We start from the raw sequence: 18,460 nt of genomic DNA on the forward strand, positions 1-18,460 counted from the left end.
ACTCTGACCTGTTGAAAGTATTGCACAACTGGACGGAAGCCCCCTAACCTGAGGCGGCAAATGGATGGACGACAGGCTTGCCAGTTTTCCCCAAGGCTCTTATAGTCTGGCCGAGACACAACTGGCGGGTGTAGTTCAATGGTAGAACGGCAGCTTCCCAAGCTGCATACGAGGGTTCGATTCCCTTCACCCGCTCCACTTTCCCAGCGGTTGTTCGACCCCCAATCCGTGGGGGCCTCCTGATCCCTGTGTTTCTATCAGTGCAGTTTCAGACGGGGATGCATGGCCCGGCTGATCTTGTCCATGAGCCAGATCATGCCAGTTCGCAGGAAGCCGTGCAGAGCCACCTGGTGCATTCGGTACAGGGATACGTAGAACAGCCTGGCGACCTTGCCCTCGATATACATGCTGCGACCGGACAGGTTACCCATCAGGTTGCCAACCGTGGTATAGCGGCTGAAGTTGATCAGCGAGCCATGGTCCTTATAGACAAACGCCACTTCCTCACCGCCGTTGAGACGGTTCAGCAATGTTTCATACAGGGTGTCAGCCTGCTGGTGAGCGGCCTGGGCCCGCGGTGGAACCGGGCGGTCGGAGTCTGGCTGCGGGCAGGCGGCGCAGTCGCCAAAGGCGAAGATGTTGTTGTCTGAGGTGCGTAGGGTCTGGGTGACCACCAGCTGGTTGCCCCGGTTGGTTTCCAGGCCGTCGAGCTGGGTCAGGAAAGCCGGTGCCTTGATACCTGCCGCCCAGATGGTCATGGCGGATTCCAGTTCCGTGCCGTCCTTCATCACGATGCGATCAGCTTTCACTTCGCTGACCGGTTGCCCGGTCAGTACCCGGACTTTCTGTCGCTCCAGTTCGCGGGTGGCGGCTGCAGACAGACGTCCCGGCAGTGCCGGCAGAATGCGGTCGGCGGCTTCAATCACTGAAATGCTGACGTCGTTAGACTTCAGAGCGTTCATGCCATAGACCGGTAACTCACGGGAGGCCAGTCGTAGCTCTGCGGCCAGTTCAACCCCGGTTGCGCCAGCCCCGATGATGGTGATTGGCAACTGCGCCGGCTGGCCGTGACTGGCCTCGTGGTTGGTGCGCAGGAACGCATTGAGCATCAGGTTATGGAACTTGCGGGCCTGGGCCAGACTGTCCAGGAACAGGCAGTGGTCCTGGGCGCCGGGCGTGCCGAAATCGTTGGCGGTACTGCCCACGGCAATCACCAGGGTGTCATAGGACACTTCCCGTTCGGGAACGACTTCCAGTCCGTCATTGTCGTAGAACGGCTCCAGGGTGATGCGCTTGGAGGCCCGGTCCAGTCCGCTCATGCGGCCCAGCTGGAACTCGTAATGGTGCTTGCGGGCGTGGGCGCGGAAGTTGATCTCGTTGGTGCTGGCATCCAGCGAACCCGCCGCCACTTCGTGCAACAGCGGTTTCCAGACGTGCGTCAGCACCGCATCAATCAGGGTGATCCGCGCTTTTTTCTTCTTGCCGAGTTTGTTTCCCAGGCGTGTAACGAGTTCGAGGCCTCCGGCGCCGCCACCAACGACGACAATGTGGTGCAGGTTATCCATGGTATTTCCCTTAAAAGTAAAGACAGCGAAGGGCACTGGTGGTGGCAAAGCCCTTCGCTTTCTTCACTTACTTTCCGTATTGGGCACGTATGCTAACGGGGATGGGCGTGAGAGACAATTGAACTTAGGGACCTCTGACCCGCTTTTGCCCGGTGCTGAACCGCCCCGGGATCTGCTAATCTGGGAGTTGTTCAGCGTGTTGCTGGACAATAGTCGGTCCCCGTTGTTACAACCTGCTGCGCAGGTCATTGAAGGAGAATACCGTGAAAATCCAAGTTTCAGGGATTATCGAGGGCCAACCCATACCGGACCGTTTTGCGTTCGGTGTGTTTAATGCCGAAGACCGCATGAGTTTTGGTCCCAACCGCAGCCCGGAAATTGCCTGGGATGAGGTGCCGGAAGGTACCCGCAGTTTTGCGATTGTGATGTTTGACCCGGATGTGCCGAGCGTGGCTGACAACGTCAACCAGGAAGGCAAGACGGTATCCCGTGATCTGCCACGGGTGGACTTTTTCCACTGGTTGCTGGTGGACATTCCGGCGGACATGCGCCGCATTCCGGAAGGCGAAGATTCTGACGGTGTTATGCCCAAGGGTAAAGCGGTCGATGCCGGTTCGATTGGCCGGCGCGGTGTGAATAACTATACCCAGTTCCTGGCTGGCAACCCGGACATGGCTGGTACCTATGGCGGTTATGACGGCCCCTGCCCGCCGTGGAACGATGAGCTGCTGCATCATTACCATTTCGAGGTTTACGCCCTTGATGTGGAGTCCCTCGGGCTTGATGGAGAGTTTGATGGTGTCGCCGTGCGTGAGGCCATGAAAGGTCATGTCCTCGCCAGCGCCCGGGTGACAGGCACCTACACCCTCAACCCGGATCTGCGTTAACCACCTGCCACGATGACCCCATCCTTATTGCGATAGACCTTAACCGCCACCGTTGTCTCGGTGGCGGCGTATCCAGACTGTGAGGAAAGACGTGATACACGACCAGGTACAAGACTACTACGGCAAGGTGCTGCAAAAATCCGACGATTTGCAGACCAACGCCTGCTGCACCGACGCCAGCATGCCCGATTACCTCAAGCGGGTGGTTGGCCAGATCCACGATGAAGTGCTCACCCGCTATTACGGCTGTGGTTTGGTTTCGCCCCAACAGCTAGAAGGAATGCGTATCCTCGACCTGGGCAGCGGCTCGGGTCGTGATGTGTACGCCCTGTCCGCCCTGGTGGGTGAATCCGGTGAGGTGGTCGGTGTGGACATGACCGACGAGCAGTTGGACGTTGCTCGTCGCCATGTTGACTATCACGCTGAGGTGTTTGGCTACTCGGCGCCCAACGTTCGCTTCCTCAAAGGCTACATCGAGAAACTCGACGAACTGGACCTGGAGCCGGGCAGCTTCGACATCATCGTGTCCAACTGTGTGATCAACCTCAGCCCGGACAAACCGGCGGTACTGCGGGAGGCCTTCCGCCTGCTCAAGCCCGGCGGTGAACTGTACTTTTCCGATGTCTATGCCGATCGCCGTATACCGGAAGCCCTTGCCAATGATCCGGTCCTGTATGGTGAGTGCCTGAGCGGCGCCTTGTACTGGAATGATTTCGAGAACCTGGCAAGGTCGGCCGGTTTTACCGACCCCCGCCTGGTGGAAGACAGCCCGATCACCATCAACAATGCAGCCCAGGCCGCCAAGGTTGGGCCTATCCGGTTTTTCTCGGCCACCTACCGGCTGTTCAAACTGGAGGGGCTGGAGCCAGCCTGCGAGGATTATGGCCAGGCGGTGATCTACCGCGGAACCGTACCCCATCATGCCCACGGCTTTGACCTGGACAAGCATCACCACATCCCCACCGGCAAGGTCTTCCCGGTCTGTGGCAACACCTGGCGGATGCTCCACGACACCCGTTTCCGTGATCACTTCGAATTCATCGGTGATGGCCAGATCCACTACGGCCTGTTCGAAGGCTGTGGATCAGCGATGCCGTTCGATGGTGCTGGCTCCGGAAGTGAGGGTGGTCAGACTGATGGCGGTGGCGGTTGCTGCTAAATAAGGACGGGTTACCGATCAGAGGGGCTTTGCTCCTGATCGGCCAGTACCCGTGCGATTTCGTCATCGAGGCGTAGCAGGTAATCCGGGGCCGGGGTCTGGCTGGAGTGCGCCTTCATCAGCACGACCGTGTGGCGTAAGTTGCTGACAAACGCACGGCAGTGCCGGCACATCATCAGGTGGACCTTCACCGATATCCGTTTGCCGGGGCCCAGCCTGCCATCCAGATAGTCGCTGGCGATAGTGGCCAGCTCACGACACATCAACATTCGCCAGACTCCTGAAAGTGTTCCACCATAAGGAAAATTTTCTGTCGGGCCCGGTGCAACATAACCCGTAGGTTGGATGCACTGACATCCAGAATGTTACACACGTCTTCGGATTGACGTTGGTGGGCCTCATACAGCACCAGGGCCGACCGCTGGGTTTCCGGCAGACGAGACAGGTGTTTGTCGAGGCAATCGCTCAGGGCACCGTTCTCAAGTAGCTTTTCTGCAGATTCGTTTGTTGTCAATTTGGGAGGTATAGCCCAGCGCCCGTTGGGCTTGAAACGATTGGCCAGATCCGGATCAAGCATGTCGCTGAAGTCGGTGGTTTGTTCCCTGTGGCGGGCGCGAAGGACATTCTTGGCACGGTTGGCGACGATGCGGTGTAGCCAGGTTTTCAGGTTGGCCCGGCCTTCAAAGCCGTGGATGGCGGTTACCACTGTGGCCCAGCAATCCTGCACGATGTCTTCCGCGTTGCTAGCGTCGGTGTAGTAGCGGGCCACGGCCAGCATGCCCGGGGTGTAGCGGCGGACAGCGTCCCGATAGGCGTCCGCATCACCGGACTGCATGCGATGGACCAGTGCCGCGTCACCACCCATAGGGTCGCTGCTGCTCATTCATCCTGCTCCTGAAAATGCCTTGAATCTTGCGTATCAGTGGGCATTTGGCTGCAAAAGTTCCGGATTGTTAAGGGAAACGTTATAAATTTTTGAAAACCGGGTTGTAACATTCAAGGTTCAACAGTGTCTATGCTGCAAGTTTCCCCAGTGACAAGAGTTCGGACGGCACCATGAATAGAAAGAAACTGATCCTGATAGCAGTTATCGCCTCTCTGGTGGGGCTGTTTATCGCGTTTGACGGCCATAACGTCCTGTCACTGGAAAACCTGCAGCAACACCAGCAGGGCCTGCAGCAATGGATTCTGGCCCACCGGGTTCTGGCGTTAAGCAGCTTTGTACTGATCTACATCGCAGTGACTGCCTTGTCATTGCCTGGGGCTGCGATCCTGACGCTGGCCGGGGGCGCTTTCTTCGGCAACCTTTATGGTCTGGCGGCGGTGTCATTGGCGTCCACCGTAGGCGCATCGCTGGCGTTCCTGGCTGCCCGCTTCCTGTTTCGTGACACCTTGAGGGAACGCTACGCCGACACCATCCGGCGGATGGACCAGGGCATCGAAAAAGATGGCGGGTTCTATCTGGCGACTTTGCGTCTGGTGCCGGTGTTTCCGTTCTTCCTGATCAACCTTGCCATGGGGCTGACCGGCATGAAACTGCGAACGTACGTCGCGGTGAGCTGGCTGACCATGTTGCCCGGCACCTTCGTGTACGTGAACGCCGGCACCCAGCTGGCGCAAATCGAGGCTCTGGGGGATATCGTCTCCGCCGATGTGTTGGGCGCGTTCGCCCTGCTTGGGCTGTTCCCGCTGGTGGCCAAGTTCGTGATTGACGTCATTCGCCGGCGCCGGGTCTATCGTGGTTTCAGCAAGCCGGATCGCTTCGATTACAACCTGGTGGTTATCGGTGGTGGTTCAGCCGGGCTGGTGTCGGCCTATATCGCAGCGGCGGTGAAGGCCAAGGTGGTGCTGATTGAGCGGGACAAAATGGGTGGGGACTGCCTGAATACCGGCTGTGTACCGTCCAAGGCGTTGATCAAGAGTGCCCGGGCCGCCGATACCTTGCGCCATGCCGACCGCTATGGTCTGGAGTCGGTGCCGGTCAAGGGGTCATTCACCAACATCATGGCGCGGGTGAAGCGCATCATTGCCGAGGTAGAGCCTCACGATTCGCCAGAGCGTTACCGAACGCTGGGGGTGGACTGTTTGCAGGGGGAAGCCCGGTTTGTCTCACCCTGGGAGGTGGAGGTTCTGGGCGGTGATGGTAGCCGGCAACGGCTTACGGCCCGCAGCATCATTATTGCCACCGGTGGGCGCCCCATGATGCCAACAATACCGGGCATTGACGCAATGGATCCGTTGACCTCCGACACCTTATGGCAGCTGGAGGAGCAACCCGGGCGTCTGCTGATCATTGGTGGCGGTCCGATTGGTTGCGAACTTTCCCAGGCGTTTAACCGGCTTGGCATCGCGGTGACCCAGATCCAGCGAGGACCACGTCTGTTGCCGAAGGAAGACGAGGATGTGGCCGAGCTGATTCAGCAACAGTTCCTCAGCGAAGGCGTAGACCTGCGGCTGGAACATACTCCGGTGGAGTTTGTCGAGGAAGGTGGAGAGCGGGTGCTGTACTGCGATCATCACGGCGAGCGGGTCCGCCTGCCCTTTGATCGGGTACTGGTGGCGGTGGGCCGCCAGGGCAACACGGCGAGTCTGAATCTGGCGGCGCTGGGTATTGAGCCTGCGGCCAACGGCACTGTGACTGTGGCTGAGGACCTGAGTGTTGGCTATCCCAACGTGTTTGCCTGCGGCGACGTCGCCGGCCCCTATCAGTTTACCCATGCAGCGTCGCATCAGGCCTGGTACGCCGCGGTTAATGGTCTGTTCGGTCAGTTCAAACGGTTCCGGGTGGATTACCGGGTGATGCCCTGGGTGACGTTTACCGCGCCGGAAGTGGCTCGGGTGGGGCTGAGTGAGACCGAAGCGCGGGCGCAGGGGGTGCCCTACGAAGTAACCCGGTATGGCCTTGATGACCTGGACCGGGCCATCGCCGAAAGCGAGAACCACGGCTTCATCAAGGTGCTGACCCCTCCGGGTAAGGACCGGATCCTTGGTGCCGTTGTGGTGGGCTCGCGAGGCGGAGAGATCCTGGCGGAGTTTACCCTGGCGATGAAGCACGGCCTTGGCCTGAACAAGATCCTGGGGACCATTCACCCCTATCCGACCTGGAACGAAGCCGCCAAGTATGCCGCCGGTGAATGGAAGCGGGCTCATGCCCCCAGCGCGGTTCTTAACCTCCTCGAAAAGCTCCATCGCTGGCGTCGCGGCGGGTCGGGGGAAAACCGGGAATCAAAGACTGCGACGGTACAGCGTGAGCCAAGCGCGGATTAGTCGTGCGATAGAGCGTCGTAACAGCAAGACAATCGGGAGTTTGTATGCCTTTCAGTGATAGCAGTGCCCGACGCATCCCGGCGGTGGAGATTATCTCCCCACGGGTGGTCGACAGTTGGACCCACACCCGGGCCGGTGAACCCCGGGGCTATATCGATTCGGACCAGCTGAAGGAGTTGTGGATCCACACCGGTACTGCCTGCAACCTGGCCTGTCCTTTCTGCCTGGAAGGCTCCCATCCTGGCGACAACCGGCTGGCGGCCATGAAACTGGCCGATGTGACGCCGTTTATCGACGAAGCGGTGGAGTTGGGCATTGGCCAGTTCTCGTTTACCGGCGGCGAGCCTTTTGTGATCCGGGACTTCGTCCATATTCTCGACTATGCCAGCCAGCGCAGGCCCTGTTTCGTACTGACTAACGCCACGGAACCGTTGCTGAAACGGTGTGAACAGTTGTTGCCGCTCAAGGATAACGCCTACCCCATCCACTTCCGGGTCAGCCTGGATTATCCAGACGAAGCCCGCCATGACGCCGGCCGTGGAGACGGCAGTTTTGCCAAGGCCCTGGAGGGCATCCGCTGGCTCCGGGAACAGGGTTTTGTGGTCTCGGTGGCCCGTCAAACCGATGAGGGTGAAGACGCCGGGGCCGTTGAGGCGAGCTTCCGTGACATCTTCCGGATTCACAACGTACCTGACGACCTGCCATTTACCTCGTTTCCGGACCTGGGAACGCCCGGCTCGGAAGACGGCAGCCCGGAAATCACTGAAACCTGCATGGAAAAGTACCCGACCAAGGAAAGTCGCGCCCACTTTATGTGCAGCTACAGCCGTATGCTGGTGAAGAAGGGGGACCAGGTTCGGGTCTACGCCTGCACCCTGGTGGATGACGACCCGGACTACGATCTTGGTGAGACCCTGAAAGAGAGCCTGGACCCTCGCATCATGCTTCGTCACCATCGCTGTTTCGCCTGCTACCGCTTTGGCGCGAGCTGCGCTGAGCCAACCTGAAACCCGATACCGGAGGTAAGGCACCATGTCGATCACTGAAGCCAGCCTGTTCTGGGGGTTCCTGTTGGTATACGGGGCCCTCATGTACTGGCTCTCACCCCGCAGTACCAATGCGGCCTCGTTCTATCGGGGCGCTGATGACAAAGGCAATCCGGTCAGTCAGTGGTCACTGACAGCGAGCATCTTCATTAGCTGGATCTTTGCCAAGTCCGTTACCAACGCGGCTAACCTGGGGGCGGCCTACGGTGTGGTTGGTGGTCTTGCCTACGCCACCTACTGGCTGTCGATTCCGGTGGCGGGTTACGTGATCTACCTGATCCGCACCCAGACCGGAGCGAACAGCCTGCAGGATTTCCTCACGTCCCGGTTTGGCCGCCTGGCGGCGTTGAGTTTCGCGGCGGCCATCCTGATTCGACTGTATAACGAAGTCTGGAGCAATACCGCTGTGGTAGGCGGCTACTTCGGCCAGCCCGGGCAGTGGTCCTACTATGGTGCGGCCATGCTGTTCACCTTCTTCACCCTGGCCTACAGTCTCAAGGGCGGGCTTCGCAGCTCGATCTTTACGGACGTGATCCAGGCCGTGGTGTTCGTGTTCTTTGTTGGCGCCGTGCTGTTCCTGATCCTGCCCACCAACGATGTGGGCACCCTGGTCAGCACCGGCGAGTTCCGCCTGGGCGCAGGCATGGACCTGCTGCTGGTGGCGGGGCTGCAGATCTTCAGCTACCCCTTCCATGACCCCGTGCTGACCGATCGGGGCTTCGTCAACAATGAAAAAACCATGCTCAAGAGCTTCGTGGTGGCGGGCTTGTTGGGGTTTGTTGCGGTGTTCGTGTTCAGCCTGGTGGGTGTCCATGCCCAGCTCAACGGCATTGAGTCCATGGGCAATGCCCCCGCGGCCGTTGGCCAGTCCCTGGGGCTGACGGCGCTGTTCTTTATGAGCGTGGTGATGATGACCTCGGCGGGTTCAACCCTGGACTCAACGTTTACGTCGCTGGCGAAGTCGCTGGCGGTGGACCTGCCACGGTTGGCCCGCAACGCGGCTGAGCGTTTGCCGAGCCTCAAGGTCGGATCGGCGGTGATGGTGGTGTTCGCCCTACTTGGCAACATACCCATGTTTGCCGGCACCGATATCCTCAAGGCCACCACGATCTCCGGCACCATGGTGATGGGGTTGGCGCCGGTGTTCCTGTTCTATGGCTTTACCCGCTGGTCGCCCTGGAGCTTCCACCTGAGTTTCTGGACCGGTATTGGCCTCGGGGTGATGCTGGCGGCGGGGCTGGTTCCGGCGTCCTGGGCCATCGGTGACGGCAAGTATGCCCTGCTGTTGGGGGTGAACGCCTACGGGTTCCTGCTGTGCAGTGCCGGTTTCTTCCTGCCGCTCCTGACCCGCAGATTGCTCGGTCGGGAGCCTCAGCCTTCGCAGTCGGTGAACTGACCATGGCTGAACAGCCGGGACGAAGCTGCCCGCTGGCTTACCGGTACCGGCCGGAACAGTTGGGGGAGGAGCCGGAGGACTGGTCAGAGGACGTGCTCTACGTGGCAGGAGGGCTTTACGGGAACCCGTTCGCGCTGGATGCCATTGAGGCCATGGTTGCGGCTGAGCGCGCGCAGGGTCGTCGGGTTCGGCTGTTGTTTAATGGCGACTTTAACTGGTTTAACGCCCGCGAAGACCTGTTCCATGACATCAACCGGCGGGTGCTGCGCCACGATGCCATGCTGGGGAATGTCGAGTATGAACTGGCAAACCCCAGTGAGGCCGCCGGCTGTGGCTGTGGGTATCCTGATTTTGTCAAGCAGGGTGTGGTTGAGCGTTCAAATCGCATGATGGTCCGGCTGCAACAGCAGGCTAAGGGGGCTCCCGACGTGGGTCAGCAGCTGGCGGGTCTGAAGCGCTGGCGAACCGGTATATTTGGTGGACTAAAGGTTCTGATTGTGCACGGTGATGTGGAGTCCCTGGCGGGCTGGGGGCTGTCCCGGGAGGCGTTTGAGGCCGGTAATCAGGAGGCGCTGACGACCTGGTTCGATCAGACGGGCGTTGATGTTATTCTCTGTAGCCACACCTGCCTGCCCCTGTTGTGGTCTGGTGAGCTCAAGGGGCGTCGTTGCCTGGTGGCTAATAACGGCTCGGCGGGCATGGCCAGCGTGGCTGGGGATTCGTCCGGAATGGTCACAAGATTGTCATTTAAAACAGCTGGTTGTACTGGTTTTGCGCGAGCGGTCGTCGGTGCCGTGGAGGTCTCTCTGGTGCCGGTAAGCTTTGATCTGGAGGCGTGGCTTGGGGTGTTTGACCAGCTATGGCCGGCGGGATCTGATGCGGCTGTTTCCTATCGCCACAGAATGATTCATGGCACCTCCCTGGCGGCGGAGATGATTCACCTGTAAACAAAATTTAACCGGCCATAACGCCCTAACGTTGTTCGGTTTTTGAGCGTTCGCCCTGTTTTGGGGCTGGGCTAGCCTTGATATATATTTTGTGTTCAATATAATTCAACACTAACTTTTCAAGGCGAAGTCAAGAACGTAATGACCATAGAAGGTTCGACTACCACCGCCATCACCCTGCGCAAAGCGTCCAAGAGTGATGGCTTCCGGCTCCACCAGCTGGTGGCCCAGTGCCCCCCGCTGGACCCTAATTCCATGTACTGCAATCTGCTGCAGTGTACTCACTTCGCCGAAACCTGCGTCGCCGCCGAGCTGGATGGTGAACTGGTGGGTTTTATCTCCGGTTACATTCCGCCCCAGCAGCCTGACACCCTGTTCGTCTGGCAGGTCGCGGTCCATGAGAAAGGGCGTGGCCAGGGTCTGGCCAAACGGATGCTGAAGGACCTCGTATCTCGCGAGGTCTGTCGGAACGTGAATCATCTGGAAACCACCATTACGCCAGACAACGAAGCGTCTTGGGCGCTGTTCCGCTCCTTTGCCCGAGACCTGGGCGCTGAACTCAATCACCACGAATACTTTGAGCAAGAGGCCCATTTCGGCGGCCTCCACGCTTCCGAATTCCTGCTGCGAATCGGGCCCTTTCCTCCCCCCATTACCTAAGAAGCCGGCAGCTCGATGAGGTCGGGCTGCCATCGAGACTTCAAACCATCACCTCGAACCTGACATGCTAAGAGGCAAAATCATGGACATTTTCAAATCAACCGAATCCGAAGTACGTGTTTACTCACGCGCGTTCCCAATGGTGTTCAATCGCGCCAAGAACGCCCATTTGTATAGCAAAGATGGCAAGGAGTACCTGGATTTCCTGGCCGGTGCCGGGTCCCTGAACTACGGCCACAACAACGATATCCTGAAGAAAGCCCTGATCGACTATGTGGAGAGCGATGGCATCAGCCAGGGGCTGGACCTGTTCACCACCGCCAAACAGGAATTCATCGAGAGCTACAAGAAGCGCATTCTCGATCCTCGCGGTCTGGACTACAAAATGCAGTTTACCGGCCCGACTGGCACCAACTGTGTGGAAGCCGCGATGAAGCTGGCTCGAAAGGTGAAAGGTCGCACTGGCATTATTTCGTTCACGAATGGTTTCCACGGTGTGTCCCTGGGCGCGGTTGCCGCGACCGGTAACAAAGGTCATCGTGGCGGTGCTGGCCAGCCCCTGAATAACGTCACGTTCATGCCCTTCGACGGCTACTACGGTGACAACGTTGATACCCTGGCCATGATGGACAAGCTGCTGAGCGACAACTCATCCGGCGTAGACCTGCCGGCAGCGGTGATTGTCGAAGCGGTTCAGGGTGAAGGTGGTCTGAATGCCGCCAGTGCTGAGTGGCTGCAAGGGCTGGAAACGCTGTGCCGTAAGCACGACATCTTGCTGATCCTGGATGACATCCAGGCGGGCAACGGTCGTACCGGTGAGTTCTTCAGCTTTGAGTTTGCCGGTATCAAACCGGACATCGTCACTGCCTCCAAGTCCCTCAGTGGCTATGGCCTGCCCATGGCGGTTGTGTTGTTCAAGCCGGAGTTGGATATCTGGAACCCCGGTGAGCACAACGGCACCTTCCGTGGTAACAACATGGCTTTTATCACTGCCCGCGCGGCCGTCGAGACCTACTGGAGCGACGATGCGTTTGCCAATGAAATCAAAGCCAAGAGCCAGGTGCTTGAGGCTGGCCTGAAGGCCATTGCCGACAAATACGGCAGTGATTTCTACCTCAAGGGCCGGGGCCTGATGCGCGGTATTGCCTGCCCGGACGGCGAGCTGGCGGACCGGATCACCACCCTGGCATTTGAGAAAGGTCTCATCATTGAGACCAGTGGCCCCGACGGCGAAGTCATCAAGTGCCTGATGCCGTTGACCACCAGCGAAGCCGACCTGAAAAAAGGAACCGCCATCCTGGCTGAGTGCTTTGCCGAGGTGCTGGGTGAGCGTCTGAGTAAGGCGTCCTGAGGCCAAAGGAATGGGAGTAATGATGAGTCAACAACATACCGTGGAGAAGATCGGCGGCACGTCGATGAGTAACTACGAGGCTGTCCGGGACAACATCATTCTGGGTGGCCGTAACAAGGACGAGCTGTACCAGCGTATTTTCGTGGTGTCGGCCTATGGCGGCGTCACCAATGAGCTGCTGGAGCACAAGAAAACCGGTGAACCGGGAGTTTATGCCCTGTTTGCCGATGCGGAGTCGGACTGGGCCTGGGGCGATGACCTCAGCAAGTTGGTGAAGTATCTGACTGACCTCAATGCGGAACTGTTTGACGAGCCTATGCAGCGCAATCAGGCCGACCAGTTCATCACCGACCGCATCGAAGGCGTTCGTGGATGCCTGATCGACCTCCAGCGGTTGTGCTCTTACGGCCAGTTCCAGCTTGAGGAACACCTGCTGACAGTAAGGGAAATGCTGGCGGGTATCGGTGAAGCCCACAGTGCCTTTAACACCGCACTGAAGCTACAGCAGGAGGGCATCAACGCCCGTTTCGTCGATCTGACGGGCTGGCGTGATAGCGAGCTGTTGCCGTTGGATGAAAAGCTGGCGAGGGCCTTCGAAAACATTGACCTGAGCCGGGAGCTGCCGATTGTCACCGGCTACGCCCAGTGCAAGGAAGGTTTGATGCGGACCTTCGACCGGGGATACAGCGAGATGACCTTCAGCCGGGTGGCGGTGATGACCGGTGCCCGTGAGGCGGTTATCCACAAGGAATACCACCTCAGCTCCGCCGACCCGAAAGTCGTGGGCGAAGACAAGGTGGTACCCCTGGGGCGCACCAATTACGATGTCGCTGATCAGCTGGCCAACCTCGGCATGGAGGCGATTCATCCCCGTGCCGGTAAGGGACTGAGACAGAACGAGATCCCACTGAGGGTGATGAATACCTTCGAGCCGGACCACACCGGTACGCTGATCACGGGTGATTACGTCAGTGAGAAGTCCCAGGTGGAAATCATTGCTGGTCACAAAGGCGTATTCGCCATCGAAGTGTTCGATCAGGACATGCAGGGCGAGCCAGGATCCGATCGCCGTATCCTGGATATCCTCAGCCGTTTCAAGGTGCGGTTTGTGTCCAAGGACACCAATGCCAACACCATCACTCACTACGTGGACAGCACGCTGAAACACGTCAAACGGGTGGTGAATGCCTTGGAAGTCGAGTTCCCCAATGCCGACATCAACACCCGCAAGGTGGCTTTGGTATCGGCCATCGGCAGCGACATGAAAGTACCGGGCTTGCTGTCCCGCTCGGTCAAGGCTCTGGCCGATGAGGAAATCAATGTGCTCGCCGTGCACCAGTGCATGCGCCAGGTGGACATTCAGTTCGTGGTCGACGAAGACGTCTACGACCGTTCCATCGCGGCCCTGCACGCGGCGTTGATTGAACCCCACAACCACGAGTACGCCATCGTCGCGGCGTAACTGTGCTTCTGGACCGGCCCTCCTGTAGCCACAGGTGTGGCCGGCCCACTTCTATCAAATCCCCGTTTTACCCTTCTGCCAGTCGCCCTTGTTCATTGGTCGCCTCTATAGGCATTGCTAGTGCTTACTGGGGGATGTAGGAGCATTCGCTGATCAGGCTGTTGCAGCGTTGCTGGCAGGCTCCGACATCGCTGCTGCCAAGGCAGCTTGCGTTGCAGTTTTGCCAGGCCGTCACGTCACAAGCCGCATAGACCGCGCCGCTGATCATAAATAGTGAGGCAAGAAAAAAAAGAATGAGGGATTTCTTGTTGGATAGACGCATGCGCTCTCCTGATTAATCGTAAATGACCTGTCCGGTTTCACAACTAATGCTAGTGTCGGCCCTGAGTGGCCAAAACCCCCAAATGGGGGGTATCCGTTTTACCCTAACTTCCTGACGAACCGATAGAACGCACTGCTGTCACCGAAACCCAGCGCATCGGACAGCTCCAGTACGCTATACCCCTTGGCTTTAAGGGCCCGGTACTGTTCCCTGCGAACTTGCTCGAGGAGCTCGGTAAAGGTGGTGTTTTCCTGTCGGAGCCGCCGAAACAGCGTGGTCCGGCTCATGTTCACGGCGTGACAGCACGTCTGGATAGTGGTGTAGGCGGGCAGATTCTGGTTCAGCAGGGCTTCCACCTGGGACCGGACACTGCCGTTCGTTGACAGCGCCTTGGTCAGGTTACCGGCTTTCTCCCGAAGCAGATCCTTCAGGTAGGGGTTGGAGGAACTCAGTGGTAAGGCCAGTATTCGCCGGTCAAAGTACAGGCGCAGGCGATCGCCCTGAGTCGATATCTGTGCTGAAAAATGACGCTCAAGCTCAGCCAGTTGTTGTTGAAAGACCCCAGGAACCAAAAGGCGTTGGGGTGATACCGCTTTATCGGACAGGAAACGGACCCAGCTCAGCAGGGCTGCCGCGCTTCTGAGCATGGCGATAGCGGGATAGCCCTTGCCAACCCTGAAACCGATGTCGATGACGAGTTCTCCGGCGGTCTCTGAAACTAGCCACTGCTCGGATGGGTTCATCAAGCGGATGTTCTCGACAAACGTCGCGAGGGCTTCGCCCACCGACCCGCAATGGCTGATCCAGTTTGCTAACAGTCCGGTGGCCTGGGGTTTGATGGTTGAGCCGATGGCTAGCGCGTGGCGTACCTTCAGTTCGGGCGAGGCCGTACGTTCCAGGGTTTGCCACAGCCAGATGAAGTGGTGCTCCTGAATGCGTTGCTCCTGTATTGGCGAGGGCCCGGGGGGAGCATCAAAGCCCTGCTGGTGGCTGAGGTGAAGTTGCAGAGAGTGCCTGGACAGATCTTCCGGCTGCAGAAGCCCGCGATCGATGAGTTCACCGATGAGGTCCAGAACGGCGACTGCGGAGACCGTATCCCCTGTTGGTACCGTGTTCATTTCCGGCCCCTGGAGATTATGAAACCAGAATCCATTGTCCTGAAACCATACACCTGAGAGACCGCCCCCATTAAATCTAAGCTGGACTCGTTGCCTAAAGGAGTTCCGCTGATGACATCGATTATTTCTACAGAGAGCCAGCTGAGAAAACGGGTCCCGGATTACCCGAAGATGCTGGATAAACGGATTCTTTCATTTTTGGATAGCCATTGCATGGAGTTTATCCGCTATAGCCAGATCGCGATCCTGGCTGTGGCGGGTGTCAGGTTCTGCTTTCATGTACTTGCTGCTGATGACCAGCGGCTGAGGGTCCAAGCGGATGCTCTCACCTTTACGCTGGATGATCGAGACGGACCAGCCCTGTCGGATCTGTTGCTACCCGGCCAAGCCGCGGAAGCCAGCTTGCTGTTCGTCGTGCCCGGTGTCGGCCATGCCTTGCGGGTTAACGGCATGGCGGAATATTCCGGCTACCCTGGTAGCCTCTCCTTCCGGGTTCAGCAGGCCTATCTTCACTGTGCCCGCGCCATAGCCCGGGCAAAGCTGTGGCAAGCCGTGGAGCCGTCTGCCGATTGGCGCAATGATCCACCTAGAACGCTGTCCGGGTTCCTGGCGGCCTCACCCTATGTCTTGCTCAAGACAGAAGATGGCCAAGGGCACACCGAAATTTCCCCCCGGGGAGATGCGCCGGGCTTTGTGCGAACAATCGGCGGCCAGCAGCTGTTTCTGCCCGAACGCCCGGGCAACAAGATTGCCAAGAGCCTGCGGAACATCCTGGCCACCGGCCGGGCCGGCCTGCTGGGTTTTATTGCCGGCTCTCCGCACATCTGCCAGATATCCGGTCGGGCGTGGGTGTCTGATGAGGCAGCGTTGCTCGATGGCAGCATTGAGCAGGGAAAACGCCCAAAGTTAGGTATTATCTTCAGCGACGTGGAATGGCGCATTGATACATCGGACGTGCTTTTGCACCGGAGTCTCTGGGACATTCGTGACCATGTGGATAAAAACAAGCTGACCCCTTTTCCAAAGGCGCTGGCTGAGCACATGAATGGTACCGGGCTACTGGGTAAAGCGACGGGCCAGGTGGTCAAGGCGGTGGTCAGGCATGATATGAAGCATTTGTATTAAACCGGTCGTCAGCGACCCAATGCCCGGCAGGCCTCGTGTGCTGGGCAGTCAACCAGATGGTCGTTGACCATGCCGGTGGCCTGCATGAAGGCATACACAATGGTTGGGCCGACAAAGTTGAAACCGGCCTTTTTCAGGGCCTTGGACATCGCTTCGGCTTCTGGTGTGGTCACCGGAACCTCGGCCGGGGTGCGCCACTGATTATGGATCCGGCGACCACCGACAAAGGACCAGAGGAACTCGTTGAACGATTCGCCCCGTTCCTGGAATTCGAGAAACCCCCGGGCATTGCGGATGATCGAGTCGACTTTGAGGTGGTTGCGGATGATGCCCGGGTTGGCAAGGAGCTCGGCCTTTTTCTGATCGTCATAGCTGACAATCTTCTCCGCATCGAAGCCATCATAGGCCTCGCGGTAGCTGTGCTGTTTGCGCAGGATGGTGATCCAGCTCAGGCCGGCCTGCTGGCCGTCCAGGCACAGTTTTTCAAACAGGTCGTGGTCGTCGTAGGTGGGCCGTCCCCACACCGTGTCGTGGTAATCGACGTAGAGCGGGTCAGTACCGCACCACGGGCAGCGGCTATGGTCTGTGTCGGTCATGAGCGTCCTTCCCTGGTCTGAATAAGGTGGTCTGAATGGCGAATGGCCCGGTGAACGTGCCAACGGACCGGATTGGCGGCAAGGGACCGTGAGGCCAGCGATTCACAGCCCTGCGCCGGTTCAAGCAGGGCTGAGGTGGGCGGCTCCGGGTGGTCGGCGTGAAAGACTGCGGCAACGGTAAAGCCATCAAATGTCCCCACGCTGGCCTGCCAGTCACGGTCGGGCTGGTCTCCCAGCAACTGGCCATCTCCCAGCACCTCCAGTGTCTGCAGGTTGCCGGCAATGCCACGTCCGGTCGCCTTGAGCCAAGCTTCCTTGAGGGTCCAGGCATACAGGAAATCCTCAACCCGATCGTTAGCCAGCAACCACTGTTGCTCACGGTCGCTGAACCAGCGCCTGACTACCTTGTGCCACTGCCGGTGACGGCTGTGGGGCTCAATGTCGATGCCGACGCCGCTGGCCGTGGAAGCGACGCAGGCGACAAGGCCATGGCTGTGGCTGAGGGACAACGACCAGCCTGGCGGCGAGCTGGAAGCCACTGGGCGGTCAGCGACCGGGCGGCAATACTCCACCGGGTGGCCGGTTGCTGCGGCGAGGGTCTGGCGGATCAGCCAGCGACTGTGGATAAAGTCGGCCCGGCTGGTTTGGTGAAAACGCTCGGCGCGGGCACGCTCACTGGGGCTGAGCCAGGCTGGCATCGATTCACAGGCAGCGCCTCCGGTATGACTGAACCAGACGCCAATGGATGGGTCAGGGTTGCAGTCGTTGGATGAGCCAGTCATCGCCTTGCCTCAGGTATTCAAACCGGTCATGCAGGCGGCTTGGCCGGCCTTGCCAGAATTCGATGCGCTCCGGTACGACCCGGTAGCCTCCCCAAAAGCTTGGTAAGGGAACTTCTCCCTGGCTGAAACGTTGTTTGATTTCGGCCACTTTCTGCTCAAGCAGCCCTCGGGAGGTAATTACCTTGCTCTGTTCTGATACCCAGGCACCGATCTGGCTGCCACGGGGGCGGGAGGAAAAATAACGCAGCGATTCGGCCTTGCTGACCTTTTCCACCGGGCCCTGGACAATCACCTGACGATTCAGGGCAATCCAGGGGAACAACAGCGCCGCCTTGGGATTTTCTGCCAACTCCCGGGCTTTGCGGCTGCCGTAGTTGGTGTAAAACACGAAGCCCTTATCGTCGAAATATTTCAGCAGTACGGTACGCAGATCGGGTTGGCCATCCTCGCCGGCGGTGGCCAGGGACATGGCATTGGGCTCCAGCAGGCCAGCGTTGCGAGCGTCCTGGAACCAGTGCTCGAACTGGCGGAAGGGACTGGCATCGAGATGGTCTCGGTCCAGGCCTTCGCTCTCGAAATCACGGCGCATATCGCCTATATCCATAGATTCGGTCCTATTGGAATCGGTCTGGTCGGGGACGTTACGGACTGATTCTGAGTGCCCGTACATAGTACGATTGTATATTCTTTCAGGGGGTTGATGGGACCCGGAATCCTCCGCATGGGCTATGGACTCTTGCCAGCGGTGGGTCGACCATGGACAAAAGCAGTATCAGG

The 18,460-nt window shown here is 58.8% G+C and carries 18 protein-coding genes and 1 tRNA gene; 11 read left to right on the top strand and 8 right to left on the bottom strand.

Annotation, left to right across the window (positions count from 1 at the left end):
* Positions 1–124 precede the first annotated feature (124 nt).
* Positions 125–198, top strand: a tRNA-Gly gene (locus BMZ67_RS03635).
* A 59-nt stretch (positions 199–257) separates the two neighbouring features.
* Here BMZ67_RS03635 and BMZ67_RS03640 read toward each other — a convergent pair.
* Complete coding sequence (locus BMZ67_RS03640) at positions 258–1,565, bottom strand: NAD(P)/FAD-dependent oxidoreductase (protein ID WP_092020528.1); 1,308 nt, start codon at positions 1,563–1,565, stop codon at positions 258–260.
* Positions 1,566–1,828: 263 nt separating this feature from the next.
* On the opposite strand from BMZ67_RS03640, the gene BMZ67_RS03645 reads away from it, so the two are divergent.
* Positions 1,829–2,452 (top strand): YbhB/YbcL family Raf kinase inhibitor-like protein, encoded by a 624-nt coding sequence (locus BMZ67_RS03645; protein WP_092020529.1) that lies wholly within the window; start codon positions 1,829–1,831, stop codon positions 2,450–2,452.
* Between the two features lie 91 nt (positions 2,453–2,543).
* Positions 2,544–3,611: a methyltransferase domain-containing protein gene (locus BMZ67_RS03650; protein ID WP_245749856.1), complete on the top strand. Its 1,068-nt coding sequence runs from the start codon at positions 2,544–2,546 to the stop codon at positions 3,609–3,611.
* 11 nt (positions 3,612–3,622) lie between these two features.
* Here BMZ67_RS03650 and BMZ67_RS03655 read toward each other — a convergent pair whose 3' ends face one another.
* Positions 3,623–3,880 (bottom strand): anti-sigma factor family protein, encoded by a 258-nt coding sequence (locus BMZ67_RS03655; RefSeq protein ID WP_092020530.1) that lies wholly within the window; start codon positions 3,878–3,880, stop codon positions 3,623–3,625.
* The gene (locus tag BMZ67_RS03660; protein WP_092020531.1) at positions 3,874–4,494 is read right to left on the bottom strand and encodes an RNA polymerase sigma factor; all 621 of its coding nucleotides are present in this window, start codon (positions 4,492–4,494) and stop codon (positions 3,874–3,876) included. Before BMZ67_RS03660 ends, BMZ67_RS03655 begins: the two co-directional genes overlap by 7 nt.
* A 173-nt stretch (positions 4,495–4,667) precedes the next feature.
* Between BMZ67_RS03660 and BMZ67_RS03665 the strand changes: the two genes are divergently transcribed.
* The 7 genes from BMZ67_RS03665 to BMZ67_RS03695 all read left to right on the top strand — a co-directional run bounded on the left by BMZ67_RS03665 (position 4,668) and on the right by BMZ67_RS03695 (position 13,740).
* Positions 4,668–6,878: an FAD-dependent oxidoreductase gene (locus BMZ67_RS03665; protein ID WP_092020532.1), complete on the top strand. Its 2,211-nt coding sequence runs from the start codon at positions 4,668–4,670 to the stop codon at positions 6,876–6,878.
* Between the two features lie 44 nt (positions 6,879–6,922).
* Positions 6,923–7,885 (top strand): radical SAM protein, encoded by a 963-nt coding sequence (locus BMZ67_RS03670; protein ID WP_092020533.1) that lies wholly within the window; start codon positions 6,923–6,925, stop codon positions 7,883–7,885.
* A gap of 25 nt (positions 7,886–7,910) precedes the next feature.
* Positions 7,911–9,320 carry a sodium:solute symporter family transporter gene (locus BMZ67_RS03675; protein WP_092020534.1) on the top strand — a complete coding sequence of 470 codons (1,410 nt, stop codon included), beginning with the start codon at positions 7,911–7,913 and terminating at the stop codon, positions 9,318–9,320.
* A 2-nt stretch (positions 9,321–9,322) separates the two neighbouring features.
* Positions 9,323–10,267 carry a hypothetical protein gene (locus tag BMZ67_RS03680; protein ID WP_092020535.1) on the top strand — a complete coding sequence of 315 codons (945 nt, stop codon included), beginning with the start codon at positions 9,323–9,325 and terminating at the stop codon, positions 10,265–10,267.
* Between the two features lie 141 nt (positions 10,268–10,408).
* Complete coding sequence (gene ectA / locus BMZ67_RS03685) at positions 10,409–10,927, top strand: diaminobutyrate acetyltransferase (protein ID WP_092020536.1); 519 nt, start codon at positions 10,409–10,411, stop codon at positions 10,925–10,927.
* Between the two features lie 82 nt (positions 10,928–11,009).
* Positions 11,010–12,278: a diaminobutyrate--2-oxoglutarate transaminase gene (gene ectB / locus BMZ67_RS03690; RefSeq protein ID WP_092020537.1), complete on the top strand. Its 1,269-nt coding sequence runs from the start codon at positions 11,010–11,012 to the stop codon at positions 12,276–12,278.
* Positions 12,279–12,297: 19 nt separating this feature from the next.
* Positions 12,298–13,740 carry an aspartate kinase gene (locus BMZ67_RS03695; RefSeq protein WP_092020538.1) on the top strand — a complete coding sequence of 481 codons (1,443 nt, stop codon included), beginning with the start codon at positions 12,298–12,300 and terminating at the stop codon, positions 13,738–13,740.
* Between the two features lie 124 nt (positions 13,741–13,864).
* Here BMZ67_RS03695 and BMZ67_RS03700 read toward each other — a convergent pair whose 3' ends face one another.
* Both BMZ67_RS03700 and BMZ67_RS03705 read right to left on the bottom strand, forming a co-directional pair.
* Positions 13,865–14,062 carry a hypothetical protein gene (locus BMZ67_RS03700; protein ID WP_092020539.1) on the bottom strand — a complete coding sequence of 66 codons (198 nt, stop codon included), beginning with the start codon at positions 14,060–14,062 and terminating at the stop codon, positions 13,865–13,867.
* Positions 14,063–14,160: 98 nt separating this feature from the next.
* Positions 14,161–15,180, bottom strand: a complete 1,020-nt coding sequence (locus BMZ67_RS03705) for a helix-turn-helix domain-containing protein (RefSeq protein WP_092020540.1) — start codon at positions 15,178–15,180, stop codon at positions 14,161–14,163.
* A 111-nt stretch (positions 15,181–15,291) separates the two neighbouring features.
* On the opposite strand from BMZ67_RS03705, the gene BMZ67_RS03710 reads away from it, so the two are divergent.
* Positions 15,292–16,305: a PNPOx family protein gene (locus BMZ67_RS03710; RefSeq protein ID WP_092020541.1), complete on the top strand. Its 1,014-nt coding sequence runs from the start codon at positions 15,292–15,294 to the stop codon at positions 16,303–16,305.
* An 8-nt stretch (positions 16,306–16,313) separates the two neighbouring features.
* Here BMZ67_RS03710 and BMZ67_RS03715 read toward each other — a convergent pair whose 3' ends face one another.
* Genes BMZ67_RS03715 through pdxH form a run of 3 tightly spaced genes read right to left on the bottom strand, consistent with a single transcriptional unit; the run spans position 16,314 to position 18,287 of the window.
* A complete protein-coding gene (locus BMZ67_RS03715; protein WP_092020542.1) occupies positions 16,314–16,901 on the bottom strand; it encodes a DNA-3-methyladenine glycosylase I in 588 nt (195 codons plus the stop codon).
* A complete protein-coding gene (locus BMZ67_RS03720; protein WP_245749857.1) occupies positions 16,898–17,683 on the bottom strand; it encodes a 4'-phosphopantetheinyl transferase family protein in 786 nt (261 codons plus the stop codon). The genes BMZ67_RS03715 and BMZ67_RS03720 overlap by 4 nt, the downstream gene beginning before the upstream one ends.
* On the bottom strand, positions 17,652–18,287 hold the full coding sequence (pdxH, locus tag BMZ67_RS03725) for a pyridoxamine 5'-phosphate oxidase (protein ID WP_092020543.1): 636 nt from the start codon (positions 18,285–18,287) through the stop codon (positions 17,652–17,654). Before pdxH ends, BMZ67_RS03720 begins: the two co-directional genes overlap by 32 nt.
* Between the last annotated feature and the right edge of the window lie 173 nt (positions 18,288–18,460).

Source organism: Marinobacter zhejiangensis, from assembly GCF_900114775.1.
Classification (GTDB): domain Bacteria; phylum Pseudomonadota; class Gammaproteobacteria; order Pseudomonadales; family Oleiphilaceae; genus Marinobacter; species Marinobacter zhejiangensis.